This window comes from Pseudomonas sp. PF05 (assembly GCF_056521845.1).
Map to the genome: position 1 here is coordinate 47,239 of NZ_JBWLPW010000015.1, position 25,946 is coordinate 73,184.

General features: G+C 61.8%; 21 protein-coding genes. 7 read left to right on the top strand and 14 right to left on the bottom strand.

Annotated features, from left to right (window positions below):
- Nucleotides 1–186: 186 nt before the first annotated feature.
- Nucleotides 187–2,163, bottom strand: coding sequence for a methyl-accepting chemotaxis protein (locus tag AC09SL_RS22500; RefSeq protein ID WP_058543115.1), 1,977 nt, complete (start codon nucleotides 2,161–2,163; stop codon nucleotides 187–189).
- 182 nt (nucleotides 2,164–2,345) lie between these two features.
- Nucleotides 2,346–3,266 carry a LysR substrate-binding domain-containing protein gene (locus tag AC09SL_RS22505; protein WP_058543116.1) on the bottom strand — a complete coding sequence of 307 codons (921 nt, stop codon included), beginning with the start codon at nucleotides 3,264–3,266 and terminating at the stop codon, nucleotides 2,346–2,348.
- 158 nt (nucleotides 3,267–3,424) lie between these two features.
- On the opposite strand from AC09SL_RS22505, the gene AC09SL_RS22510 reads away from it, so the two are divergent.
- On the top strand, nucleotides 3,425–4,819 hold the full coding sequence (locus AC09SL_RS22510) for a NorM family multidrug efflux MATE transporter (RefSeq protein WP_058543134.1): 1,395 nt from the start codon (nucleotides 3,425–3,427) through the stop codon (nucleotides 4,817–4,819).
- Nucleotides 4,820–4,930: 111 nt separating this feature from the next.
- Here AC09SL_RS22510 and AC09SL_RS22515 read toward each other — a convergent pair whose 3' ends face one another.
- Nucleotides 4,931–6,601 (bottom strand): putative bifunctional diguanylate cyclase/phosphodiesterase, encoded by a 1,671-nt coding sequence (locus tag AC09SL_RS22515; RefSeq protein WP_058543117.1) that lies wholly within the window; start codon nucleotides 6,599–6,601, stop codon nucleotides 4,931–4,933.
- Between the two features lie 272 nt (nucleotides 6,602–6,873).
- Between AC09SL_RS22515 and rep the strand changes: the two genes are divergently transcribed.
- Both rep and AC09SL_RS22525 read left to right on the top strand, forming a co-directional pair.
- On the top strand, nucleotides 6,874–8,883 hold the full coding sequence (gene rep, locus AC09SL_RS22520; protein ID WP_058543118.1) for a DNA helicase Rep: 2,010 nt from the start codon (nucleotides 6,874–6,876) through the stop codon (nucleotides 8,881–8,883).
- A gap of 58 nt (nucleotides 8,884–8,941) precedes the next feature.
- Complete coding sequence (locus AC09SL_RS22525) at nucleotides 8,942–9,514, top strand: xanthine phosphoribosyltransferase (RefSeq protein ID WP_018602593.1); 573 nt, start codon at nucleotides 8,942–8,944, stop codon at nucleotides 9,512–9,514.
- Nucleotides 9,515–9,568: 54 nt separating this feature from the next.
- Here AC09SL_RS22525 and AC09SL_RS22530 read toward each other — a convergent pair whose 3' ends face one another.
- From AC09SL_RS22530 to dadA, 6 genes are all read right to left on the bottom strand, one after another.
- Nucleotides 9,569–11,491 (bottom strand): acetyl-CoA hydrolase/transferase C-terminal domain-containing protein, encoded by a 1,923-nt coding sequence (locus tag AC09SL_RS22530; RefSeq protein ID WP_058543119.1) that lies wholly within the window; start codon nucleotides 11,489–11,491, stop codon nucleotides 9,569–9,571.
- A 135-nt stretch (nucleotides 11,492–11,626) separates the two neighbouring features.
- Nucleotides 11,627–12,040 carry a c-type cytochrome gene (locus AC09SL_RS22535; RefSeq protein ID WP_058543120.1) on the bottom strand — a complete coding sequence of 138 codons (414 nt, stop codon included), beginning with the start codon at nucleotides 12,038–12,040 and terminating at the stop codon, nucleotides 11,627–11,629.
- Between the two features lie 183 nt (nucleotides 12,041–12,223).
- Nucleotides 12,224–12,772, bottom strand: coding sequence for a cupin domain-containing protein (locus tag AC09SL_RS22540; RefSeq protein ID WP_003206841.1), 549 nt, complete (start codon nucleotides 12,770–12,772; stop codon nucleotides 12,224–12,226).
- Between the two features lie 128 nt (nucleotides 12,773–12,900).
- On the bottom strand, nucleotides 12,901–13,974 hold the full coding sequence (gene alr, locus AC09SL_RS22545) for an alanine racemase (protein WP_058543121.1): 1,074 nt from the start codon (nucleotides 13,972–13,974) through the stop codon (nucleotides 12,901–12,903).
- Nucleotides 13,975–14,070: 96 nt separating this feature from the next.
- Nucleotides 14,071–14,424 (bottom strand): RidA family protein, encoded by a 354-nt coding sequence (locus tag AC09SL_RS22550; RefSeq protein ID WP_058543122.1) that lies wholly within the window; start codon nucleotides 14,422–14,424, stop codon nucleotides 14,071–14,073.
- On the bottom strand, nucleotides 14,396–15,700 hold the full coding sequence (dadA, locus tag AC09SL_RS22555) for a D-amino acid dehydrogenase (protein ID WP_058543123.1): 1,305 nt from the start codon (nucleotides 15,698–15,700) through the stop codon (nucleotides 14,396–14,398). The genes AC09SL_RS22550 and dadA overlap by 29 nt, the downstream gene beginning before the upstream one ends.
- 155 nt (nucleotides 15,701–15,855) lie before the next feature.
- On the opposite strand from dadA, the gene AC09SL_RS22560 reads away from it, so the two are divergent.
- Nucleotides 15,856–16,344: an Lrp/AsnC ligand binding domain-containing protein gene (locus AC09SL_RS22560; protein WP_003206849.1), complete on the top strand. Its 489-nt coding sequence runs from the start codon at nucleotides 15,856–15,858 to the stop codon at nucleotides 16,342–16,344.
- Between the two features lie 39 nt (nucleotides 16,345–16,383).
- Here the strand turns inward: AC09SL_RS22560 and AC09SL_RS22565 are convergent, their stop codons facing one another.
- On the bottom strand, nucleotides 16,384–16,737 hold the full coding sequence (locus AC09SL_RS22565) for a YkgJ family cysteine cluster protein (protein WP_018602566.1): 354 nt from the start codon (nucleotides 16,735–16,737) through the stop codon (nucleotides 16,384–16,386).
- 146 nt (nucleotides 16,738–16,883) lie between these two features.
- Here AC09SL_RS22565 and AC09SL_RS22570 point away from each other — a divergent pair, with 146 nt between their 5' ends.
- Entirely contained in the window at nucleotides 16,884–18,197 is a 1,314-nt protein-coding gene (locus tag AC09SL_RS22570) for an NAD(P)/FAD-dependent oxidoreductase (RefSeq protein WP_058543124.1), read from the top strand.
- A gap of 112 nt (nucleotides 18,198–18,309) precedes the next feature.
- On the opposite strand, the gene AC09SL_RS22575 is transcribed toward AC09SL_RS22570, so the two are convergent.
- Entirely contained in the window at nucleotides 18,310–18,555 is a 246-nt protein-coding gene (locus AC09SL_RS22575) for a YjiS-like domain-containing protein (RefSeq protein ID WP_058543125.1), read from the bottom strand.
- A gap of 179 nt (nucleotides 18,556–18,734) precedes the next feature.
- On the opposite strand from AC09SL_RS22575, the gene AC09SL_RS22580 reads away from it, so the two are divergent.
- Nucleotides 18,735–20,165 (top strand): aminotransferase-like domain-containing protein, encoded by a 1,431-nt coding sequence (locus AC09SL_RS22580; protein WP_058543126.1) that lies wholly within the window; start codon nucleotides 18,735–18,737, stop codon nucleotides 20,163–20,165.
- Between the two features lie 37 nt (nucleotides 20,166–20,202).
- On the opposite strand, the gene AC09SL_RS22585 is transcribed toward AC09SL_RS22580, so the two are convergent.
- From AC09SL_RS22585 to AC09SL_RS22595, 3 genes are all read right to left on the bottom strand, one after another.
- The gene (locus AC09SL_RS22585) at nucleotides 20,203–22,551 is read right to left on the bottom strand and encodes a fimbria/pilus outer membrane usher protein (RefSeq protein WP_081264427.1); all 2,349 of its coding nucleotides are present in this window, start codon (nucleotides 22,549–22,551) and stop codon (nucleotides 20,203–20,205) included.
- 68 nt (nucleotides 22,552–22,619) lie between these two features.
- Nucleotides 22,620–23,324: a fimbria/pilus chaperone family protein gene (locus AC09SL_RS22590; RefSeq protein ID WP_058543127.1), complete on the bottom strand. Its 705-nt coding sequence runs from the start codon at nucleotides 23,322–23,324 to the stop codon at nucleotides 22,620–22,622.
- A gap of 133 nt (nucleotides 23,325–23,457) precedes the next feature.
- Entirely contained in the window at nucleotides 23,458–24,105 is a 648-nt protein-coding gene (locus AC09SL_RS22595) for a DUF1120 domain-containing protein (RefSeq protein WP_058543128.1), read from the bottom strand.
- Nucleotides 24,106–24,395: 290 nt separating this feature from the next.
- Between AC09SL_RS22595 and AC09SL_RS22600 the strand changes: the two genes are divergently transcribed.
- On the top strand, nucleotides 24,396–25,934 hold the full coding sequence (locus AC09SL_RS22600; protein ID WP_058543129.1) for a phospholipase D family protein: 1,539 nt from the start codon (nucleotides 24,396–24,398) through the stop codon (nucleotides 25,932–25,934).
- Nucleotides 25,935–25,946: the final 12 nt, after the last annotated feature.

Sequence of the window (25,946 nt, forward strand, 5' to 3'; positions counted from 1 at the left end):
AACGTTTCAGCAAGCTTAAAAACAGCAATATTCCTAAAAAAGGGACGAGCTAAGGTTGGGAGCTTTTGTGGGAGCGAGCTTGCTCGCGATAGCGGTGGGTCAGATTGAGATGATGTTGGCTGGGCGGCCGTCATCGCGAGCAAGCTCCCACAGGGGTGTGGGTGAACTTGCTCGTGACGGGACGCCTCAGCGGAACCGATCAACCTCTTGGCGCAGGTCCTGGGCCAGTTTTTCCAGTTCCTTGGCGGTGAGTGCCAGGTTCGAGACCACTTGGCGCTGTTCGCTGTTGGCCATGGCGATGCTTTGCAGGTTGCTGCTGAGCAGGGTCGCAGTGCTGCTTTGCTCCTGGGTGGCGGTAGTGATCGCCGCAAATTGCAGGCCAGCCGAGCGGCTTTGTTCGTCGATGCGCGCCAGGGCCGTGGCCACGTTGGCGTTGCGCGACAGGCCTTCCTGCATCAACAGGTTGCCCTGCTCCATCGTGCTGATGGCATTGCCGGTTTCCTGCTGAATGCTGTTGATCATGCTGGAGATTTCGTCAGTGGCCTGGCGGGTGCGGGAAGCCAGGCTGCGGACTTCATCGGCCACCACGGCGAAACCACGGCCCTGCTCGCCTGCGCGGGCAGCTTCGATGGCCGCGTTCAAGGCCAGCAGGTTGGTCTGCTCGGCGATCGAGGTGATGACCCCCACGATGCCGCCAATTTCCTGGGAACGCTGGCCCAAGGTATTGATGACCGTGGCGGTGCTGTTCAACGCGCCGGCAATTTGTTCCAGGGACGACGACGCTTCATCCATCGAGGTTCGACCAATGCGGGTTTGCTGGGCGTTTTCCTGGGCCAGGCGCTCGGTGTTGCCCATGTTGTCGGCAATGTTCAATGAGGTTGCACTGAACTCTTCCACTGCGCCGGCCATGCTGGTGATTTCGCCGGATTGCTGCTCCATGCCCTCATACGCCCCGCTGGACAACCCGGACAGGGCCTGGGCACGGCTGTTGACCTCCTGGGAGGCCTTGCGGATGTGCTCGACCATGGTCGACAAGGCCTGGCTCATTTGGTTGAAGGCACGGGCCAACTGACCGATCTCATCATGGCTCGACACGTTCAGGCGCACGCTCAAGTCACCGGCACCCAAGGCTTCGGCCTGGCGCACCAGATCCCCCAGCGGGGCCAGTTTGCTGCGCAGCAACCACATCGCCGAGCCGACCGCCAACAACATCGCCAGCAGGCTGCCAATGGCCAGTTGCGTACCGACGCTCCAGGTCACGGCGCGAATCTCGGTCTTGGGCATGCTCGCCACCACCGCCCACGGCCCCTCTTCGAACGGCACGGCAACGCTGTAGAAATCTTCGGCGGTATCGGTCCAGAACGCGCCCTTGCCCGGTTTCTTGACCAGGCCAACGATGGTCGCGCTCGCCTGGTCCAGCGCCTGCACGCCGGCCGGAGGCACGAGCCATTTATTTTGTTCGTCCAGCAGGGCCAGCGAACCGGTCTGGCCAATGCGGAAGCGCTTGAGGTTCTCGAACTGCGCGTTCTGCGCATCGGTGTAGTCGAAACCTACGTACAGCACGGCAATGATCTTGCCGCTGCTGTCGCGTACGGGCGTGTACTGCGACATGTAGTAACGTCCGAACAGCAAGGCGCGGCCGATGTAGCTTTTCCCGCCTATCACGGGGCCGTAAGCCGGCCCGGCGCGGTCGAGCAAGGTGCCGATGGCCCGCGTACCGTCCTGCTTGGTCAATGACGTGCTGACGCGGATGAAGTCGTCGCCGTTGCGCACGAATACCGTCGCCACCCCGGCCGTCATTTGCTTGAACTCATCAACTTCCTTGAAGTTGTTGTTCAACACTTCGCTGCCCAGGCTCAAGCCTGGGGTTTGTACGCCCGCCACCGTCACCGGCTGGTCCTGATGCACGTTCAGGCCAGCGCTGAAGCGCTTTTCGAACAGACCGGCCAGGCGCTGGGTGCTCTCGCGCAAGGTGCTGTGGAAGGTATTGAGCTGATCGGCCATCAGGCGCGCTTCGCTGGCCAGGTGTTCTTCACGGGTGGCGAGGTTGGCAGCGTCCAGCGAACGCAGGGCGAAGACGGTACTGCCGGAGATCACGACCGCCAATATCACAGCGAGGGCAAGGCCTAGCTGTGAGGCGATCCGGGCACGGGGTTGAGACATGACGGCTCCTGGCCGAGAGACCGGATCATCCTGATCACGCTCGCACGCTCGGCATTTTCGAGTGAGGTGTAAGTTGGGCCCTTTCTGCACGAAGGTTCCATCCTCACTTCGGCGGCAAAACCAAATACTTGAGCGGTTTAGAAGGATTAATGCCAAGTGGCTAGCACGGCAACTGCAACGTTTCAGCCCAGGCGCTGCACGTCGGGTAATTGCATGGCCCTCACCTCACCCTGGAGGAAGTCGCTGAGCCGGCGCAAACGTTCACCTCCCGGGCGGGTTTTCGGCCAGACCAGATAATAGTGCTCACCGCTGGCGACAGCCGTCGGCCATGGCAGGCTCAGGCGTCCCTGGGCGACATCCTCGGCCACCATCAACAGGTCGCCCATGGACACCCCATAGCCACGTGCCGCCGCGATCATGCCCAGCTCCAGGGTATCGAACACCTGCCCCCCCTTGAGCGAGACCTTGTCGGACAGGCCCATGCGTTGCAGCCAATTGCGCCAGTCCCGGCGATCGGGCGTGGGATGCAGCAGCTCCGCGCTGGCCAACCGCGCCACATCCCAGGGTTGATCGTTCAACAGGTTCGGCGCGCCCACCGGGATCAATTCCTCGGGAAACAGCAAACTGGCCTCCCAGTCCGCCGGGAAATGCCCGTTGCCCAGCAATACGGCGCAATCGAAGGGCTCGGCGTTGAAGTCCACCGAGTCGATGTCCATCCAGGCACTGGTCAGCTGCACCTCGTTGCCAGGCTGCAAATGCCGGAAGCGACTCAAGCGCGCCAACAGCCAGCGCATGGTCAGCGTGGAAGGCGCTTTCATACGCAGGATGCCATCCTCGCCATGCAAGGTGTGGCAGGCCCGCTCCAGCGCCATGAAGCCCTCACGTACGCCCGGCAACAGCAACCGTGCCGCCTCGGTCAATTGCAGGTTGCGGCCGCTGCGCAGGAACAGCCGACAGGCAAAGTGATCTTCCAGCGTGCGAATGTGCCGGCTGACCGCGCTCTGGGTGATCGACAGCTCTTCAGCGGCCCGGGTGAACGAGCTGTAGCGCGCCGCGGCTTCGAATGCCCGCAGCGCATAAAGAGGAGGAAGACGACGAGGCATCGCAAAAGCTCCATGGCGAGGTCTGCAAACCCTACCAGAAACACGTCCAGCATGAGTTTTAATCATGCCAGCGATCTTTTTTATCCCTTTGTGCAATCCGCCGAGAGCGCCGAGAATCGTTGCTTTACTGCCTTGTTTGAACATGGAGCGTGATGATCATGCGGCATCCGGCGCGTATCGAACTCTGGGCCATCCTGCGGCTGGCGGGGCCGTTGATTGCCTCGCAGTTGGCGCACATGCTGATGGTGCTCACCGACACCGTGATGATGGCGCGCCTGAGCCCCCAAGCCCTCGCCGGCGGCGGGCTCGGGGCGGCCACCTATTCGTTCGTGTCGATCTTCTGCATCGGCGTGATCGCCGCGGTGGGCACCCTGGTCGCGATCCGCCAGGGCGCAGGCGATGTCGAAGGCGCCACCCGGCTGACCCAGGCCGGACTATGGCTGGCCTGGCTGATGGCGCTGATGGCCGGGTTGCTGTTGTGGAACCTCAAGCCGGTGCTGCTGATGTTCGGCCAGACCGAAACCAACGTGCTGTCCGCCGGACAGTTCCTGCTGGCACTGCCGTTCGCCCTGCCCGGCTACTTGAGTTTCATGGCCCTGCGCGGCTTCACCAGCGCCATCGGCCGGGCCACACCGGTCATGGTGATCAGCCTCGGCGGCACCGTGGCCAACTTCCTGCTCAACTACGCGCTCATCACCGGCATGTTCGGCCTGCCGAAACTCGGCTTGATGGGCATCGGCCTGGTCACGGCCATCGTTGCCAACTGCATGGCCCTGGCGCTGGCCTGGCATATCCATCGGCACCCGGCCTACCGTGCCTATCCACTGCTCGACGGCCTGTCGCGGCCCAATCGCCAGTACCTCAAGGAGCTGTGGCGCCTGGGCCTGCCGATTGGCGGCACCTACGCGGTGGAGGTCGGGCTGTTTGCGTTCGCCGCGCTGTGCATGGGCACCATGGGCAGCACGCCGTTGGCAGCCCACCAGATCGCGCTGCAAATCGTCTCGGTGGCGTTCATGGTACCGGCCGGGATGTCCTACGCCATCACCATGCGCATCGGCCAGCACTACGGTGCCGGGCAACTGCTGATGGCACGCCTGGCCGGTCGGGTCGGGATTGGCTTTGGTGCGGCGGCCATGCTGGCGTTCGCCATGGTGTTCTGGCTGCTGCCCCATCAATTGATCGGCTTGTTCCTGGACCACGACGACCCGGCGTTTCGCGACGTGATCAACCTGGCCGTGAGCCTGCTGGCGGTGGCGGCGTGGTTCGAGCTGTTCGATGGCACGCAAACCATTGCCATGGGTTGCATTCGCGGGCTCAAGGACGCCAAGACCACCTTCCTGGTGGGTCTGGGTTGCTATTGGCTGATCGGCGCTCCGGCGGCGTGGTGGATGGCGTTTCACCTGAACTGGGGGCCGACTGGCGTCTGGTGGGGCTTGGCCCTGGGGCTGGCCTGCGCGGCCGTGAGCCTGACGGCGGCGTTTGAATGGAAGATGAAGCGGATGATTCGCAGTGAGCCTGGGCAGCAACGTTTCCAAGCCATCCAGGCCGATTGAGATGTATCCCCCTGTGGGAGCGAGCTTGCTCGCGATAGCGGTGTGTCAGTCAAAATAAATGGGACAGACCTATCGCCATCGCGAGCAAACTCGCTCCCATAGGGTTTTGTGTCAGCTGATTTCCAGCATCGACTGTTGATCACCCTCGAACGTCAGGTATTCAACCAACTCCGGCAACGGCAACGGCTTGCTGATCAGGAAACCCTGCACCTGGTCACACCCGAAGCCGCGTAGCAGGTCCAGTTGTTCCTGGGTTTCCACACCTTCGGCCACCACTTCCAGGTTGAGGTTATGCGCCAGGTTGATCATCGCGTGCACCAGTTTGCGGTTCTCTTCGCGCTGCTCCATGCCGCCGACGAAACTCTTGTCGATCTTGAGCAGGGCGATGGGCAGGCTGTTGAGGTGCACGAACGAGGAGAACCCGGTGCCGAAGTCGTCCAGGGAGAAGCGCACCCCCAGGCGGCCCAGGGCATCCATGGTCTGCTTGACCAGTTCGCTACGGCGCATGACGGCGGTTTCGGTGAGTTCGAACTCCAGCCACTGCGCCTCGACACCCCGCTCGGCAATCAGTCGACTCAAGGTTGGCAGCAACTGGCTGTCCTGGAACTGTCGGAACGACAGGTTGACCGCCATGTGCAACGGCGCCAGCCCCCGCTCGCGCAAAGCCTGCATGTCCCGCAGCGCCCGGGAAATCACCCAGTAGCCCAGCGGCACGATCAGGCCGCTCTGTTCGGCCAGCGGCACGAACTCACTCGGTGGCAGCAAGCCACGTTCCCCATGACGCCAGCGCACCAGGGCTTCGAGGCCGACGATGTGGCCGCCATCAAGGTTCAACCGTGGCTGGTAATGCAGCTCCAGTTCGTCGCGGCGCAGTGCCCGGCGCAGTTCGCTTTCCAGGTCGGCGAGGCTGCGGGCATTGCGATTGATGCGCTCGTTGAAGATATGAAAAGTGCAGCCCTGGGTGCTCTTGGCCTGCTGCATGGCGATGTGGGCGTGCCACATCAGCGGATCGGCGCCGGCCTGGGCGCGAGCGTGGGCAACCCCCAGGCTGCAGCCGATCAGTAGGCTTTCACCGTCCACCCAATAGGGTTCGGCCAAGGCTTCGGTAATACGCTCGGCCATCCACTCGGCCCGCTGTGGCGCGCGGCGGGTGTCGATCAGCAGGGCGAATTCATCACTGCCCAACCGCGCCAATTGATCGCCGGCCTCGAGCGAGCCCTTGAGCCGCGACACCACTTGCAGGATCAAGCGGTCACCGGCCTGATGGCCGAGGGCGTCGTTGGCGTGACGAAAGTTGTCCAGGTCCAGGTGACCGAGCGCCAGGCCACGGCCGTCGTTTTCCGCCAGGCGCGCCGCCAGCAGCGTCTGGAAGCCCTGGCGATTGGCGATGCCCGTCAAGGGGTCCTGTTCGGCAAGGCGCTGCAAGGTGTTTTCCAGCACGCCCCGTTCGCGCACATGCCGCAGGCAACGACGCAGGGTCGCGCTGTCGAGGACATCACGCACCAACCAGTCGCTGACACCGTCGGGGGCAACCGCCGGCTCGTGCTCGAGCAACAGGATCGTCGGCAGGCTGCAACGGCCCGGCGCCGGCTGCAACGCCGCGACGGTCAGCAACACCGCGTTGCGATTATCTTCGAACAGGCTGCTGACTGACTCCCAGCTCGGGGCGCTGATCAACACGACCGAAGGCCCCAAGGGCGCCAGGCACTCGCGCAATATTGCTGACCACGCAGGCTCTTGGGCCAATAACAGCAAACGCAAGGGTTCGACAGGCGTTGACAAGCTGACTCCCTAGACTCTGCAAGGTGGTAGGCGCCGGGCATTATGACGTGCCCATGGGCAATGACCAATGCCAATGGTTCTCAAACACGCGGTTTCGGTGGTTTTTTCCACTCCAAATCCTGCGCTGGACGCAATTGGCCTCACATCCTGCGTGAAAGTAACAAAAGCGGCAAATGACAATGCGCTGTGCGTCACAAGTCGGACAGAGCAGCACAATTCTCTGAGCCTGTTAAAATGCCGGCCCATTTCGCAAACGACTCCCTGATCCTGTCATGTCCCGACTCAATCCCCGGCAGCAAGAAGCCGTGAACTATGTCGGCGGCCCTCTTTTGGTGCTCGCCGGTGCAGGCTCCGGCAAGACCAGCGTAATCACCCGCAAGATCGCGCACCTGATCCAGAATTGTGGCATCCGCGCCCAGTACATCGTCGCCATGACCTTCACCAACAAAGCCGCCCGGGAAATGAAAGAGCGGGTCGGTGGCCTGCTGCGCGCCGGTGAAGGCCGCGGCCTGACGGTCTGCACCTTCCACAACCTGGGCCTGAACATCATCCGCAAGGAACACGCGCGGCTGGGCTACAAACCGGGCTTCTCGATTTTCGACGAGACCGACGTCAAGGCCCTGATGACTGACATCATGCAGAAGGAATACTCGGGCGACGACGGCGTGGATGAGATCAAGAACATGATCGGCGCCTGGAAAAACGACCTGATCCTGCCGCCCGAGGCCCTGGAAAACGCCCGCAACCCCAAGGAACAGACCGCCGCCATCGTCTACGCCCACTACCAGCGCACGCTCAAGGCGTTCAACGCGGTGGACTTCGACGACCTGATCCTGCTGCCGGTCAAGCTGTTCCAGGACCACGCCGACATTCTCGAGAAATGGCAGAACAAGGTCCGCTACCTGCTGGTGGACGAATACCAGGACACCAACGCCAGCCAGTATTTGCTGGTGAAGCTGCTGATCGGCAAGCGCAACCAATTCACCGTGGTGGGTGACGACGACCAGTCGATCTATGCCTGGCGCGGCGCGCGGCCGGAAAACCTGATGTTGCTCAAGGAAGACTATCCGTCGCTCAAAGTGGTGATGCTGGAGCAGAACTACCGCTCCACCAGCCGTATCCTGCGCTGCGCCAACGTGCTGATTTCCAACAACCCCCACGAGTTCGAAAAACAACTGTGGAGCGAGATGGGCCACGGCGACGAGATCCGCGTGATCCGTTGCCGCAACGAAGACGCCGAAGCCGAGCGCGTGGCCATGGAAATCCTCAGCCTGCACCTGCGCACTGACCGGCCGTACAGCGATTTTGCGATCCTGTACCGCGGCAACTACCAGGCCAAGCTGATCGAGCTGAAACTGCAGCATCACCAGATCCCTTATCGCCTGTCAGGGGGCAACAGCTTTTTCGGACGCCAGGAAGTGAAGGACCTGATGGCCTACTTCCGCCTGATCGTGAACCCGGATGATGACAACGCCTTCCTGCGGGTGATCAACGTGCCGCGCCGGGAAATCGGTTCGACCACCCTGGAAAAACTCGGCAACTACGCCACCGAACGCAAGATCTCGATGTACGCCGCCACCGACGAAATCGGCCTGGGCGAGCATCTGGACAGCCGTTTCACCGATCGCCTGGCGCGCTTCAAGCGCTTCATGGACAAGGTCCGCGAACAGTGCGCCGGCGAAGACCCGATTTCGGCGCTGCGCAGCATGGTCATGGACATCGACTACGAGAACTGGTTGCGCACCAACAGCTCCAGCGACAAGGCTGCCGACTACCGCATGGGCAACGTCTGGTTCCTGATCGAGGCATTGAAGAACACCCTGGAAAAAGACGAAGACGGCGACATGACGGTCGAGGATGCCATCGGCAAACTCGTGCTGCGCGACATGCTCGAACGCCAGCAGGAGGAGGAAGACGGCGCCGAAGGTGTGCAAATGATGACGCTGCACGCCTCCAAGGGCCTGGAATTCCCCTACGTGTTCATCATGGGCATGGAAGAAGAAATCCTGCCGCACCGCTCCAGCATCGAGGCCGACACCATTGAAGAAGAACGGCGCCTGGCCTATGTCGGGATTACCCGTGCCCGTCAGACGCTGGCCTTCACCTTCGCCGCCAAGCGCAAGCAATACGGCGAAGTGATCGACTGCGCCCCCAGCCGCTTTCTCGATGAACTGCCGCCGGACGACCTGGCCTGGGAAGGCAACGACGACACACCGACGGAAGTCAAAGTCGTTCGCGGCAACAGTGCCCTGGCCGATATACGAGCGATGTTGAAGCGTTAGTTTTCCACCACACTTTTTACCCAATCCAGGCGCCGCAGGCGTCACCAGAGGAGGCTTCATGGAAGCCCTGCACCAGAAAATTCGCGAGCAAGGCATCGTGCTTTCCGATCAGGTCCTGAAAGTCGACGCGTTCCTGAACCATCAGATCGACCCGCAGTTGATGAAACTGATCGGCGACGAATTTGCCGCGTTGTTCAAGGACTCGGGCATCACCAAGATCGTCACCATCGAAGCCTCAGGGATTGCCCCGGCGATCATGACCGGCCTGAACCTTGGCGTACCGGTGATCTTCGCCCGCAAACAACAGTCCCTGACCCTGACGGAAAACCTGCTGTCGGCCACTGTGTATTCGTTCACCAAGAAAACCGAAAGCACCGTCGCCATCAGCCCGCGTCACCTGACCAGCAGCGACCGGGTACTGATCATCGATGACTTCCTGGCCAACGGCAAAGCCTCCCAGGCGCTGATCTCCATCATCAAGCAGGCCGGCGCCACCGTCGCCGGGCTGGGGATCGTGATCGAGAAGTCATTCCAGGGCGGTCGCGCGGAACTCGATGCCCAGGGCTATCGGGTTGAATCGTTGGCGCGGGTGAAGTCGCTGGCCGGTGGGGTTGTGACCTTCATCGAATAACCCTGTGCCTCCTGTGGGAGCAAGCTCGCTCCCACAGGGGTTTTAGGTGGGTCGCTAAGGCGCGGTGGCCTTAAGCCCCGCCAACAACAACCGTTGAAACAACTCTTCTTTCAGCCCTTCAGGGCTGGCCAGCTGCATCCGCTCCAGATGCCCGGCAAACTCCCAAGGCTCCGGCGCATCGAGCGCGGCTTTGCCCAACTCCAGGATCTCGGTGAGCTTGAACTTGCTCTTGAGCCAGTTCAGTGCCCGCAGCAGGTCCCGCTCGACCTCATCGAAATCACACCCCAGCGGGTATTCGGGAAACAGAGTCGGATGCCGCGCCTGGATCGCCTGCAAGCGTTCCGATGTGTTGTCGGCGAACCGCGGATCGAGACGGAAGTCCTTCGGCAGCTTGCCGGCACTTTGCGCCTGCTCGATCAGCCCGGGCTGGAAGCGTGAATCGCTGATATTGAGCAACGCCTCGATCACTGCGGCGTCGGTCTTGCCTCGCAGGTCGGCGATGCCGTATTCGGTCACCACGATGTCGCGCAAGTGCCGCGGAATCGTGCAATGGCCGTACTCCCAGACGATGTTCGAGCTGATCTCGCCCGCGGCCTCACGCCAACTGCGCAGCAGCAGGATCGAACGCCCGCCCTCCAGCGCATGGCCCTGGGCAACGAAGTTGTACTGCCCGCCCACACCGCTGAGCACCCGCCCGTCTTCCAACTGATCGGCCACCCCGGCCCCCATCAGGGTCATGGTGAAGACCGTGTTGATGAACCGGGCGTCCAGGCGCTGCAGGCGCTTGAGCTGTTCCTGGCCGTACAGCTCGTTGATGTAACTGATGCGCGTCATGTTGAATTCAAGAAGACGGCTGTGCGGCAACTCACGCAGGCGTTGGTAAAAACTGCGCGGCCCGAGGAAGAACCCGCCGTGTATGCAGATGCCGTCGGGCTGCGCCGCCTCGTCGAGGGTACCGGCGTTGGCCCGTTCCTGGGTTGGAACGTCGGGGTAGACCTTGCGCCGGATGATCCCGGCCTCGGCCAGCACCAGCAAACCGTTGACGAACATTTCACTGCAGCCGTACAGCCCTTTGGCAAATGGCTCGACCCCGCCCTCGCGCTCGATCAGTTGCGCCCACTGGCTTAGGTTCAGGTCCACCAGCAACGCCTGGTAACCGGCGTTGTCGGCCTGGCGCGCCAGCAGCGCCGCCGTCAAGGCATCGCCCATGGCGCCGATGCCGATCTGCAGCGTCCCGCCGTCGCGCACCAGGGTACTGGCGTGCAGGCCGATCAGATGGTCCTGCAAGCCCACCGGCATGTTCGGCGTGGAAAACAACGTGTGGTTGTCCTTCTCATCGATCAACAGGTCGAAAACGTCGATGCCGACTTCCGCGTCACCCGGCATGTACGGCAAATCGTTGTGCACCTGGCCGACCAGGAGGATGGTTTCTCCGGCGGCCCGGCGCTTGGCGATCATCGGCAGCAGGTCGAGGGTGATGTCCGGGTTGCAGCTCAGGCTCAGGCGATCCGGATGCTGTGGCTCGCTCGCCACCAATTGCGCCACCAGGTTCAAGCCGGCAGCGTTGATATCCCGGGCCGCGTGGCTGTAGTTGCTGCTGACATAGTTCTGCTGGGCCGACGCGCTGTGCAACAGGCTGCCGGGCTGCATGAAGAACTGCTCGACCCGTATGTTGGGTGGCACACTGTCCTGATGCAGGTCGGCCAGGTAATCCAGTTCGGCATAGTCGCCGAAGACCCGCTCGACAAAGGGCTCGAGGAAACGCTTCTGCAGGCCATCACCCAGGTTTGGCCGCCCCAGGCTCAGGGCCGTGTAGATCGTCAGCTGTCGCTCGGGTAGTTGAGCGATGCGCCGGTACAGCGCGTTGGCGAACAGGTTGGGTTTGCCCAGCCCCAGGGGCATGCCCAGATGAATATGCGCGGGCAGGCGCTCGAGCACGTCATCCACCGCTTGTTCGATTGAACACAACTGCACCATCGCACCCTCCTGGACATTCCATGAATGTGGGTTGGACCGAGCTTGCCGGGTCTTGGTTGCGATGAACAGCCCTGAAGAACCCCAGGCACAAAAAAGCCGCTCGTAAGCGGCTTTCTTGTGCAGGATGTCGGCGTATTACAGGCCAGACATCTCTTTGATGGCGCCCTTGAGCTCTTCATCCGAGCAATCGGCGCAGGTGCCTTTTGGCGGCATGGCGTTGATGCCGGTAATGGCCTTGGCCAGGATGCCGTCGAGGCCGCCCTGGTGATCGGCGCGCTCTTTCCAGGCTGCCGTGTCACCGATTTTCGGCGCACCCAGCAGGCCGGTACCGTGGCAAGCATTGCAATGTTTGGCAATGATATCTTTCGGCGCCTTGGCACCGCCAGCGCCGCCGGCGGCAGTGGCAACTTCCATGCCTTTGCATTCTTTCCCCTGGACGCAGACCTGGCCGACGGGTTCGAGGCGCTTGGCGATTTCGTCGGTGGTCGCCGCTTGGGCACTGACTGCCCATAGGGCCAATACGGTTGCTGGTGCAGCCAGCATTTTCATAATTAGGTTCACGCGTACACCCTCAATGGTGGCTAGTCACGCCTGCGGCCACGGTTTGCAGGCGGGCGCAAGTATAGCGGTAAGCCCGTCACACTGAAACAACCCCAAAGTCGCAAGGGTCTTGTTTGCGATGACAGCTCATTGCTTGGACGCCTTTGCCCTGCGGGGCCGGCGCCGCTTTTTCTAGAAATTGGCCGGTGTGGCTGCGCTGATCAGTCGCGCCGGCACGTCGAACGGATTACGAAAACGGTGCGGCTTGGTGCTTTCGAAATAGTAGCTGTCGCCGGCTTCGAGCACGAAGGTTTCGACACCGACCACCAGTTCCAGCCGCCCTTCCACCAGGATCCCGGTTTCCTCGCCTTCGTGGGTGAGCATCTCTTCACCGGTGTCGGCGCCAGGCGGATAGATCTCGTTGAGGAAGGCAATCGCCCGGCTCGGGTGCGCCCTGCCCACCAGCTTCATGGTCACGGCGCCGTCGGAGATGTCGATCAGTTCGTTGGCTTTATAGACGATCTGAGTCGGTTTCTCCTGAAGGATTTCTTCGGAGAAAAACTCGACCATGGACATGGGAATCCCGCCAAGGACCTTACGCAGCGAGCTGATCGAGGGGCTGACGCTGTTCTTCTCGATCATCGAAATAGTGCTGTTGGTGACGCCCGCGCGCTTGGCGAGTTCACGCTGGGAAAGGCCTTTGAGTTTACGAATGGATTGCAGTCGTTCACCGACGTCCAATGCTGGAGCCTCCAGGGAATCAGGTTGTGAGGAAAGTGAGCGTTATCATGGCGACAGCGTTCAGTATTTACAACACTTTGACCCGAATCCTGTGCGGTGAAGCGACTTTCGGTAGCTGGCGCTTGGTGTCAGCCCCCGGAATAGAGGCGTGGCACCCGCCGCAGGTTGCAGAAAATCTGATAGGGAATCGTGTCGGCGGCCTTGGCAACGTCGCTGGCGAGGATGTGCTTGCCCCACAACTCAACGGTCGAGCCGAGTCCGGCCTGGGGGACATCGGTCAAGTCGACACACAGCATGTCCATCGACACGCGTCCGACCAGTTGGCTGCGCTGCCCATCCACCAGCACCGGTGTACCGGTGGGCGCCTGGCGTGGGTAGCCGTCGGCATACCCCATGGCGACCACGCCGACCCGGGTCGGTTGCGTGGTCACAAAACGGGCACCGTAGCCCACCGGTTCGCCGGCGGGCAATTCGCGCACGCTGATGATCTTCGACTCCAGGGTCATCACCGGTTGCAAGCGCGAGGCAACAGCGTTGGGCTCGTCAAAGGGCGTCGCCCCGTAGAGCATGATGCCCGGGCGTACCCAGTCGCTGGGTATCTGCGGCCAGCCCAGCACGGCCGGTGAGTTGCGCAGGCTGATCTGCGCCACCAGGCCCTGGCGGGCCTTGTCGAATATCGCCAGTTGCTCGGTGCTGCTGGGATCGTGCAGTTCATCGGCACGGGCGAAGTGGCTCATCAAGACAATCTTCGCCACCTTGCCGCTTGCGAGCAGGCGACGGTAGGCCGCCTGGTAATCCGCCGGATGCAGGCCGACCCGGTGCATGCCGGAATCGAGCTTGAGCCAGACCGTGATCGGCTGGCTCAGCGCGGCTTTTTCGATCGCTTCGAGCTGCCACAACGAATGCACCACACACCAGAAATCATGCTCGACGATCAACGGCAGCTCACTGGCCTCGAAAAACCCCTCCAACAGCAGGATCGGCCCACGGATCCCGGCGGCCCGCAGCTCCAGGGCTTCTTCGATGCAGGCCACGGCGAACCCGTCCGCCGTGTCCTGCAGCGCCTCGGCGCAACGCACCGCGCCGTGCCCGTAGGCGTCGGCCTTGATCACCGCAAGGGCCTTGGCCCCCGTGACTTCGCGGGCCAATTGGTAGTTGTGACGCAGGGCTTGGAGATCGATCAGGGCACGGGCAGGACGCATGGCGGCAGACTTCTAGGCGGTCATGAATAAAACCGGTGCCGGCTGACAGCATGGAACCACCAACAGCACCGGGAGAGGGATCGTTTGGGGCGATATTTAAGGCAGCGCGGCCACGACCGACAGCTCCACCAGGATCTCCGGTTCGCACAGCTTGGCTTGCACCGTGGCACGGGCCGGGGCGACGCCCTTGGGCAACCATTTGTCCCAGACTGCGTTCATGCCTTCGAAGTGGGCGTCGATGTCCTTCAAGTAGATCGTCACCGACAGCAAGCGATTCTTGTCGGTACCGGCCTGGTCCAGCAAGCGCTCGATATTGGCCAGGCTTTCACGGGTTTGCTGTTCAATACCGGCATTCATGTCGTCGCCGACCTGTCCGGCCAGGTAAACGGTGCCGTTGTGCACGACAACCTGGCTCATGCGGTCATTGGTGAGCTGGCGCTGGATTGACATGTTTTGCAGACTCCTGGTGTTTGCTGCCATAACGGGAAATATCGAGGCCTTCGGCGCTGATCTGCGGCTTTTTCTTGGCCATCAGGTCGGCCAACAGGCGACCGGAACCACACGCCATGGTCCATCCGAGGGTGCCGTGGCCGGTGTTCAGGAACAGATTCTTGAAGGGCGTGGCCCCCACGATTGGCGTGCCGTCCGGGGTGGTCGGGCGCAAGCCGGTCCAGAAGCTGGCCTGGGCCAGGTCGCCGCCCTGAGGATAAAGGTCGTTGACGATCATCTCCAGGGTTTCGCGCCGACGCGGGTTGAGGGACAGGTCAAAACCGGCGATTTCCGCCATGCCGCCCACCCGAATGCGGTTGTCGAACCGGGTGATCGCGACCTTGTAGGTTTCGTCGAGAATGGTCGAAGTCGGCGCCATCGCCGGGTTGGTGATCGGCACGGTCAGGGAGTAGCCCTTGAGCGGATAGACCGGTGCACGGATCCCGAGGGGCTTGAGCAGTTGCGGCGAATAGCTGCCCAGGGCGAGGACGTAGCGGTCGGCGGTTTCCAGCTTACCGTCGATCCAGACACCGTTGATGCGGTCACCGGCGAAGTCCAGGCGCTGGATATCCTGGCCGAAGCGCAATTGCACACCGAGCTTCTCGGCCATTTCCGCCAGGCGCGTGGTAAACATCTGGCAGTCACCAGTCTGGTCGTTAGGCAGGCGCAAGGCGCCGGCCAGAATGTCGGTGACATTGGCCAAGGCTGGTTCAACCCGGGCAATGCCCTCGCGGTCGAGCACTTCGAACGGCACACCCGACTCTTTCAACACCGCGATGTCTTTTGCCGCGCCATCGAGCTGGGCCTGGGTGCGGAACAGTTGGGTGGTCCCCAGGCTACGGCCCTCGTAGGCAATGCCGGTTTCGGCGCGCAGCTCGTCGAGGCAGTCACGGCTGTACTCGGACAGGCGCACCATGCGCTCCTTGTTGATGGCATAGCGGCTGGCGGTGCAGTTGCGCAGCATCTGTGCCATCCACAGGTACTGGTCGATGTCGGCGGTAGCCTTGATCGCCAGCGGCGCGTGGCGTTGCAGCAGCCATTTGATGGCCTTGAGCGGTACGCCCGGTGCGGCCCACGGCGAGGCATAACCCGGCGACACCTGGCCGGCGTTGGCGAAACTGGTTTCCATGGCAGGCGCCGGCTGACGGTCGACCACCACCACTTCAAACCCGGCACGGGCCAGATAATAAGCACTGACGGTACCGATGACGCCGCTACCCAAGACCAGAACGCGCATGTTGATGCCCTCATCGCGGATAACCGCTGACGTTTGTTGTACATAGCTTTGATGGTCGCAGTGTAAAAAAGATTAGCCAGTGCTTTTCACTATATAAACGCCTATATTTGGCGAGAATTCTCGGCAGAAACCCTTTTCACGGAGGCGCATCACCTGTGCGTACCAACACCCAGACCAAACGTGAGCTGGACAAGATCGACCGCAATATCCTGCGCATTCTCCAGGCGGACGGGCGCATCTCCTTCACCGAGCTGGGGGAAAAGGTCGGCCTCTCCACCACGCCCTGCACCGAGCGGGTACGGCGCCTGGAGCGCGAGGGCATCATCATGGGCTACAACGCCCGGCTCAATCCGCAGCACTTGAAAGGTAGCCTGCTGGTGTTTGTCGAGATCAGCCTTGACTACAAATCCGGCGACACTTTCGAAGAGTTCCGACGCGCGGTGCTGAAACTGCCTCACGTGCTGGAATGTCACCTGGTGTCAGGGGACTTTGACTATCTGGTGAAAGCACGGATTTCCGAGATGGCTTCGTATCGCAAGCTGCTGGGTGACATCCTGCTCAAGCTGCCCCATGTGCGCGAATCCAAGAGCTATATCGTGATGGAGGAAGTGAAGGAGAGCTTGAACCTGCCGATTCCGGATTGAGCCTGGCTCGCGAAGGCCGCGACTCGGTATCCGTACCTGCTAGACCAACACCTGCCGGGTGCTGGCCATGTACTCATGAATCTGCTTCTCGACTCGTGGATGAATCAGTTCCACCGGCCGCCGTCCATTGGGACACGGCAAGGTCGCGGTGGTGCCGAAGAGCCGGCAGATCAGCGGGCGCTCGTCGTAGACGGTGCAACCGTTGGGTCCCAGGTGCACGCAGTCGAGCGCGTCCATGGCCGCGTCTTGTTCGGCGCGGGTCTTGCGGGGCAAACGGGCCATTTCCTCGGGCGAGGTGGTCACCGGACCACAGCAGTCATGGCAGCCCGGTACGCACTCGAACGAGGGAATCTGCTGGCGTAGCGTGCGGATTTTTTGACTGTTGCAGCTCATCGAGTCGATTACCGAAGGAGATGGTCTAGGATTTTGCCTTAAAAGCCGCGCGCCAGACAGCGCGAACCGACCGGTGTTGCCCAGCGGGGAATCCCCGGCTTATGCTCCGTAAATTTTCTCAAACACAAAAAATCAGGATTACGCACATGAACGCCCGTGTTCAGCAACCTGTCCCGAGCCACGCGCACGCCGCCTCTTATTACGCCGCCAGCAGCCTGCCACAGCCGGACCATCCGCTGCTGCAGGGTGAGTTGCTGGCGGATGTCTGCGTGGTTGGCGGCGGGTTCTCCGGCTTGAACACGGCGATCGAACTGGCCGAGCGCGGCATGAGCGTGGTGCTGCTGGAAGCGCATCGGATCGGCTGGGGCGCCAGCGGGCGCAACGGTGGCCAGTTGATTCGTGGCGTCGGCCATGGTCTCGATCAGTTTGCGCCGATCATCGGTGCCGACGGCGTGCGCCAGATGAAACTCATGGGCCTTGAGGCCGTGGAAATCGTCCGACAGCGCGTCGAGCGTTTCCAGATCCCGTGCGACCTCACCTGGGGCTACTGCGACCTCGCCAACAAGCCTGGCGACCTGGAAGGCTTCGCCGAAGACGCCGAAGAATTGCGCAGCCTGGGTTATCGCCATCCGACCCGACTGCTGCAAGCCAACGAAATGCACAGCGTCGTGGGTTCGGATCGTTACGTCGGTGGGTTGATCGACATGGGCTCTGGCCATCTGCATCCACTGAACCTGGCCGTGGGCGAAGCTGCCGCCGCGCAACAGCTGGGGGTCAGGCTGTTCGAGCAATCGGCAGTCACACGCATCGACTACGGTCCTGAAGTGAAGGTGCACACCCACCAGGGCTCGGTCCGCGCCAAGACGCTGGTACTGGGCTGCAACGCCTACCTCAATGGACTCAGTCCGCAACTGGGCGGCAAAGTGTTGCCGGCTGGCAGCTACATCATTGCAACCGAACCCTTGAGCCAGGCCCAGGCACAGGCGTTGTTGCCGCAGAACATGGCGGTCTGCGATCAACGCGTGGCCCTGGATTACTACCGGCTTTCGGCGGATCGACGCTTGCTGTTTGGCGGAGCCTGTCACTATTCCGGCCGCGACCCACAGGACATCGGCGCCTACATGCGTCCGAAAATGCTCAAGGTTTTCCCGCAATTGGCGGATGTGAAAATCGATTATCAGTGGGGCGGGATGATCGGCATCGGGGCCAACCGTTTGCCGCAGATTGGCAAGCTCAAGGACCAACCCAACGTGTATTACGCCCAGGCCTATTCCGGCCATGGGGTGAATGCCACGCACCTGGCCGGCAAGCTGTTGGCCGAAGCCATCAGCGGTCAGCAAAGCACTGGGTTCGATCTGTTCGCCCAGGTCCCGCACATGACCTTCCCGGGCGGCAAGCATCTGCGTTCGCCACTGCTGGCGCTGGGGATGTTGTGGCATCGCTTGAAAGAGTTGGTTTAAAGAACTCAGCGCTACTCATAACGCTATCGCGGGCAGGCCTTGCTCCCACAAGCCATTCCAATCTGTGGGAGCAAGGCTTGCCCGCGATAGCCATCTCAGGGCCAGCACCGCTTCAAAGCCGCCAGAACGGTTTCAATCCCTCCTCCCGCGCCTGCTCCCGCGTCAGCCCGATATCACGCAACTGTTCGGGTGTAAGTTCCAACAAGGCTTTGCGTGTATGCAGACGATGCCAGAGCAGGGCCCAACGGCTCAGGCCGGACGGCGGATTACGCAGCATCGCGCTGCGCAGCCCCTTCTCCTGCCCTGCCACCAGTTCCTGACTGTGTAACGTCAGCCGCACATCGCTCAAGCCGTTCATTTTGATCGCTCCTGTTTACTTGGGTAGCCAGAGGTTTCATGATGCGCGGACGGTCAAAAGCAATACAGATTCAACTCATTTCTTTTATAAGCATACAGATTCGGTATTTCCGGCACTGAATTGTCATTTTCCACCTCAACTGTATCGGTTGCAGTGGTCCATCTCATCGGGAGCGCACCATGACCCTCTACGTGAACCTCGCCGAATTGCTGGGTACCCGCATCGAACAGGGCTTCTACCGCCCCGGCGACAGGCTGCCATCTGTGCGGGCATTGAGCACGGAACATGGGGTCAGCTTGAGTACGGTGCAGCAGGCCTATCGCGTGCTGGAAGACAGTGGGCTGGCGATGCCGAGACCCAAGTCCGGCTACTTCGTACCCGTGGGCCGCGACCTGCCCGACCTGCCGGCGGTAGGCCGTCCGGCCCAGCGCCCTGTGGATATTTCCCAGTGGGACCAGGTACTGGAGCTGATCCGCGCCGTACCGCGCCCGGACGTGGTGCAGCTGGGACGCGGCATGCCGGATATCAACTCGCCGACCATGAAACCGCTGCTGCGCAGCCTGGCGCAGATCAGCCGTCGACAAGACATGCCCGGCCTGTATTACGACAATATCTACGGCAACCTCGCGCTACGTGAACAGATCGCCCGGCTGTCGCTGGACTCCGGCTGCCAGTTGGGGCCCAACGATGTGATCGTCACCACCGGCTGCCATGAGGCGCTGTCGGTCAGCATTCGCGCCACTTGCGAACAAGGCGATATCGTCGCGGTGGATTCACCCAGTTTTCACGGGGCCATGCAAACCCTCAAGGGCCTGGGCATGAAGGCTTTGGAGATTCCTACCGACCCGCTCACCGGCATCAGCCTGGATGCACTGGAACTGGCGCTGGAGCAATGGCCCATCAAAGCCATACAGTTGACCCCCAGCTGCAATAACCCGTTGGGCTACATCATGCCCGACGCCAATAAACGCGCACTGCTGAACCTGGCACAGCGCTTCGACGTGGCGATCATTGAAGATGATGTGTATGGAGAATTGGCCTACACGTACCCTCGCCCACGCACCATCAAATCCTTCGACGAAGACGGCCGCGTCCTGCTCTGCAGTTCATTTTCCAAGACCTTGGCTCCAGGCCTGCGCATTGGCTGGGTCGCCCCTGGCCGGTATCTGGAGCGGGTGCTGCACATGAAATACATCAGCACCGGTTCCACCGCGCCACAACCGCAGATCGCCATTGCCGAATTTCTCAAGGGGGGGCATTTCGAGCCCCATTTACGTCGGATGCGCACGCAATACCAGCGTAATCGCGACGTGATGATCGATTGGGTCAGCCGTTATTTCCCCCACGGCACCCGGGCCAGCCGGCCCCGGGGCAGCTTCATGCTCTGGGTCGAGCTACCAGAAGGTTTCGATACCTTGAAGCTCAACCGCATGCTCCATGATCAGGGCGTTCAAATCGCCGTCGGCAGTATCTTCTCGGCGTCTGGCAAATACCGTAATTGCCTGCGCATGAACTACGCTGCCAAGCCGACCCCGCAAATCGAAGAGGCGGTGCGCAAGGTAGGTGCGGTCGCGATCAGGCTGCTGAACGATACCCCGTCACCTGCATGAACCTCGATCGGCCCGGCGCCTTGGCTGGCTTGGCACATCATCGCGCCTGACAAACCACGTCGGCGCTGTCATACGGTCCTGAAGCCGTCGGCAACCGACCCGTATCAAGCTCCAGGCTGCAAGCGCGGCCCTCGGAAAGCAACACCCGCAACCGAACCACTGCAGGTGCGTGATCCAGGTACACCAGGCCCGTATCGACCACCGAGGTCAGGTACTGATTGTGTTCGTCATACACCCCAAGGCCCTTGCTCACAGGCCCCCCCTCGTCGGTGCGTATGCTCAGCATCAGGCGACGAACCGAACCCGCCTGGAAGTCGAGCCGCGGCACGGCGCCACGTGCAGCCAGTACTTCTTGAAATCCATTGGGTACATCGAGGTTGCGTGGCAGGCTGGACGTATCGATTTCAATCCGACTGGCCTGGTAGGCGGACAAACTGGACGCCACCGCGCGTCCTCCGGCGTCGGTCCAGACGGGACCGTGGGGCGTGCCAATCCTGATTCCCGCGTCATCGCCGACCTTGATCAGGCCAAAGGTATCGCGCAAAGGATAAGGCGAAGGCGTCATGCCGTCCTCGTGCAACGCCAAGCCGCCGCGCAGGGCCAGATCATAATGACGGGCCCCGGCGCCACTGCGGGAGAGGCCGATGTCCACGCTGGTATAACGCGGCAAGGCGTTGAGTCTGGCGTTGAGATCGTTCTGGCCACTGGCCGAGCGGTCGACACCGACGCTATAGCCCAGGCTATCGCTGAGCTGCTCGGTGTAACGAGCTCCGGTACGCAGCCCTCGATCATCATCCTGGCGGGCGAAGGTACTGATCCTTCGGTTGCGCCCCAGGGGCACGCTGAGGTTCGCGGACATGCCGGTATTGCGTGCTTGCCCGACATGCTCGTGTTGCACACTCAATGACAGGGTCGTCCTGTCGAATGTTCGGGACCAAGCCGCGCTGATTCGTGCGGCATCCCTCCCCATGGCCCCGGAATAACGCGTCAGCGCTCCACTGAGCGCCCCCCATCGCGGATCGGCACGTCGCAAGGAGATGGCCCAGTGACGCTCTGCCCAAGCGAGTCGATCATCGGTCGCGGCGTCCAGCCCCGTCTCAGCCAGATGCCGGAAACCACCGCTGCGTCGCCCCGTCGTCAACCCGATCGAAAACCTATCGTTCAGAACCGTGTTCAACGCGGCCTGCAGGTCATGCCCCTGAGTACCCCGGGCCGTGCGCGAACCTAGCTGCTGGAACCGCGCCGTCATGTTACGCGTCAGCGCCTGCTCGATTCCCCATCCGATGGAGCGATATTCGTCAGCGCCCATCACCCCGGCGCTGAACTGCGTTGCCTGCCCAAACCGCCAGTCCCGGCTCAGGGCGAAAAACGACGGAGTATCACGCTCATCGTTGTTGAGCCGCCGCACCTTGCCGACCGCCAGCGCATAGCTGGGCGCGGTTCTCAGGCTCACCGGACGCAGGTTGGCGGCGGGGACACGGAAATCACGGCGCTCGCCATTTTCTTCAAGGACGCTCACGTCCAGGTCGAGACGCTGGCTGAGCAGGGGCAAGTCGCTCAGTGTGAAAGGCCCCGCGGGCACCAACGTGTTAAAGATCACCACACCGCTTTGCCGGACTTCGACCCGCGCTGTCGAGTAGGCGAGCCCTTGCACCACCGCTCCGCCGCCCACGCCACCACTTGCTTGCGAGAGCGCCGTTTCCGGAAGAATCTGCGCGCCGAAAAAGGGTTCGCCCGCAAACAACGATGAGCGCATGTTCAACTGCCCCAACTGAACCTGCGCTCCGTAGCGCTCCCAGGTCTTTGAAGCCTGGGTGTACAGCGTTTCGAAACGCGTTACACCTGCAAAAGAGGTGTAGTTCTGACGGCTGCGCACCACCCAATCGCCAGCGTTGAATCCCAACTCGGTGCCCAGGCTGCGGTATGGGCTGGACTGCCCGGCGGCAGAACCGTTTACCATCAGCGCATCATAGTTGATGACACCGGCCATCCCGCCCGACGTCCAGGCGTCCCGGCGGGTCGCCGCAGCGAGCAACCAGTCGGTGGGCACCAGCAGGCGCACCAGGTTCAGCCCCGGCTCAAGCCATACCTGGGCCCCGGACAGGCTTTCAGTCACCCGTGAACACGGCACCTTCCCGGCGTCGGGATGCAGGCCTGATGGCGCAGCTATTGCCGCCCGATCCAGCAGGTCCGCATCCAGGCATAGCTGTCCTTGCTCGTCAAAAGTGGCCATTACCTGCCCCGCCGATGCGCCATTGACGCTCAAGGAGATCAGATGGCGCCCGGCCGCGAAGCGCGGCGCATCGCGAAAATACTCGGCGATCTGCGGATCAAGCCCTCGGGCCTCGAGCACTGATCGGTCGAACTCGGCGAAGGTCCGGGCCATGGTCCCCGCCTGTGTTATCCCAAGCAAGGCCAAGCCACCGGCCAGGCGAAATAAGACTCGAAAACGCACTATTGCAAACTCAAATGTGCGTCATAGCTGCCAGTTGCAAAACCGTAAGTGGTCGCGGGAAACAGCCGGACATGGGTAGCCAGACTCGAAGGCGTACTCAGTGTCAGTACTTCGCCGGGCAGGATATAAGTGCGTCCGAGGTCCAGCATTGCGCCCCCAGGAATCAGACTCACCGACCGCGCCAGTCGGACAACATAGGGACTGGGATTGTTTACGCGGACCAGGCCACCCTTGGCGCTCCAGACCAAGCGCTTCCACGGTGCTCGCTCAACCGCGAGCCCGGCGGGGCGAAGAATCACCGGAATATTCTGCCGCACGCCCATGGCGATCTGTGCGCCATTGCCCGCCGGACGCGACTGGATGCCCTCGAACTGCACGCGCTTGAGCCGCTCCGTCTTCAGGGGGACAGTGGTGTGCAGGATAAAGCGCACTTGCTGGCTCTGGCCCGGTTCGACCCGGGCCACTGGCGGACTCAGAACCAGCAAAGGGTCCTGGTCCTGCGGAAGATGAATGACCGAGCTATGAAGCAATGCCGGCTGAGCATCGGTGTTCCTGACGGTGAGTGTCGCCTCGCCCTTGCCTTGGTCGACGATCACGACCGGCGTCTCCGGGACCATGCCGGCGCCTTGGACACTTTGGACGATAAACGCCAGGCACAGCGCGACTACCACGCTGAGCTTCGGCGAAGATATTGGGGAAAACATGGGAATCTCCAGAGGGTGTCAGCCGGGCAGGAAAAACGGCGTAGCCCGCACCCGGCCAACCCGCAGGAGCGTGGCCCTTTCAGGCAAGCAGGCGGCTTTCAAGCGCCTGCCACGCTCCGTCATGGGTCAGGACTCAGAGGTAGAACACATCGAACGTCACCGAACCGTCGAGATCGAACTCGTCGTTGGTTGGCGGCAATTCGGAAGTCGGTCGAATGGAGGCGACTACCTGCATCGGGAAGCTGTGCAGACTGGCAGCGACTGGGCCCGCCAACACATTCGCCCCCCAGGAATAAGCCGGTGTATTGGCCACCAGGCCGTTGGTGGACACTTGCCAGGCCGGATTGGCGGACGTACGCATCAGCAAGGTCTGCGGGCTGCCGTCAGCCATTGGTTGGCCGGACAATAAACCGAAACCACCGATCCCCTCGCCCTGGGTGCTGCCCAGGCCGAAGTAAAGGTCGTTATCTCGACGGCCATTGAAAACCAGTCCCGGCACCTTGGTAGCGCCGCGGTTATCGGTGACGGCAATTTCCACTGCCGCGGGTGCGTCACAAGAAATGTTCAGCATGATGTCCCGAGGCGGCAGATCGTTCTGCCGGTCAGGGGCCAGGGTTGAAGAGAAGATCCGTCCCAGATTGACCTCATTGCCACCGGCGAACGCCGGCACACAAGTGGTCGGGATAACGCGGCCGGTCACGCTCAAGTCGACACTGGCAGCCTGGGCGGCGAACGGGATTAATGTGGCAGCGGCCAGTGTGCCGGCGAGAATTATTTTCATGCTCATGGACCTGTTGAATGGTTGGAAAACATCCGTGACGCAACTGCGAGACTTCACTGCTGCGAACACCCACGCATAGTTGCCCGTCGAGTAGGATTTTTCTGTAGGAGGAAGCTCTGTTAATTGCAGTATTCCTCAACAAGGCTCGTGGCTTTTTCGACCTACACAGCCAATGAGCCGCCAGGCTGCGTCGCGTTTCGAGCGGGCGTGAAAAATCCGAAGCCGTGCCATACTTCGCTTTTCTCAAAGCCGGATGACCTCGTTTGAGACAGCACCTTGCTCTGCCATTCATGCTGTTGATCGCCATGCTGCTCAATGGCTGCGCGAGCCTTGATGTAGTGCGCGAGCCCAGCCAGGCGCTACCGGCGACAGATTCCGCCTTCGGCCGTTCGGTTCAGTCCCAGGCCGCACCACATGAAGGTCGCTCAGGCTTTCGCCTGTTGGCCGACAGCACCGACGCCTTCATCGCCCGGGCCGAGTTGATTCGCCACGCCCAAGGCAGCCTGGATTTGCAGTACTACATCGTCCATGACGGCATCAGCACCCGAATGCTGGTGGACGAACTGCTCAAGGCCGCAGATCGCGGCGTACGCGTGCGCATCCTGCTGGATGACACCACCAGCGACGGCCAGGATCAGATCATCGCCACCCTCGCCGCTCATCCGCAGATCCAGATCCGCCTGTTCAACCCGCTGCACCTGGGACGCGCCACCGGCGTGACCCGCAGCCTCGGTCGCCTGCTCAACCTGTCACAGCAACACCGCCGGATGCACAACAAACTGTGGCTGGCGGACAACAGCATGGCCATCGTCGGCGGCCGCAACCTGGGCGACGAGTATTTCGACGCCGAACCCAACCTGAACTTCACCGACATCGACCTGCTCGGTGTCGGCCCGGTGGCTGAACAATTGGGGCACAGCTTCGACCAATACTGGAACAGCGCCCTGAGCAAACCCATCGAACAGTTCCTGTCCCGTCGCCCCACGCCCAAGGACCTGGCCAACAACCGCCTGCGCCTGCAAGAGTCCCTGGAGCAGACCCAAAAGGAAAATCACGCGCTCTACCAGCAGTTGACCGCCTACAAGACCCAACCGCGCCTGGACATTTGGCGCAACCAGTTGATCTGGGCCTGGAACACAGCGCTGTGGGACGCGCCCAGCAAAGTGCTGGCCAAGGACGAGCCGGACCCGCAGTTGTTGCTGACCACGCAACTGGCCCCCGAGCTGACCGGCGTCAGCAAAGAGCTGATCATGATTTCCGCCTACTTCGTCCCCGGCCAGCCAGGTTTGGTGTACCTGACCAGTCGCGCCGATGCCGGCGTGTCGGTGAGCCTGCTGACCAACTCCCTGGAAGCTACCGACGTGCCCGCGGTGCACGGCGGCTATGCGCCGTACCGCAAGGCCTTGTTGCAACATGGCGTACGCCTGTTCGAGCTGCGGCGACAACCGGGCGACACCGGCAGCAGCCCTCACCTGTTCTACAGCAAATCCTACGGCCAATCGGACTCCAGCCTGCACAGCAAGGCGATCATCTTCGACCAGCAGAAATCGTTCATCGGCTCGTTCAATTTCGACCCGCGCTCGGTGCTGTGGAACACCGAAGTCGGCGTACTGGTGGACAGCCCTGAACTCGCCGGCCAAGTCCGTGAGCTGGCCTTGCAGGGCATGGCGCCGGCCCTGAGTTATCAAGCCAGGCTGGAGCACGGAAGGCTTGTATGGACCACCGAAGACAACGGCCAGATACACGACCTGGACCGCGAACCGGGCAGTTGGTGGCGCCGGTTCAATGCCTGGTTCAGCACGACGATCGGGCTGGAGCGGATGTTGTAGGCCTGCTCAAAC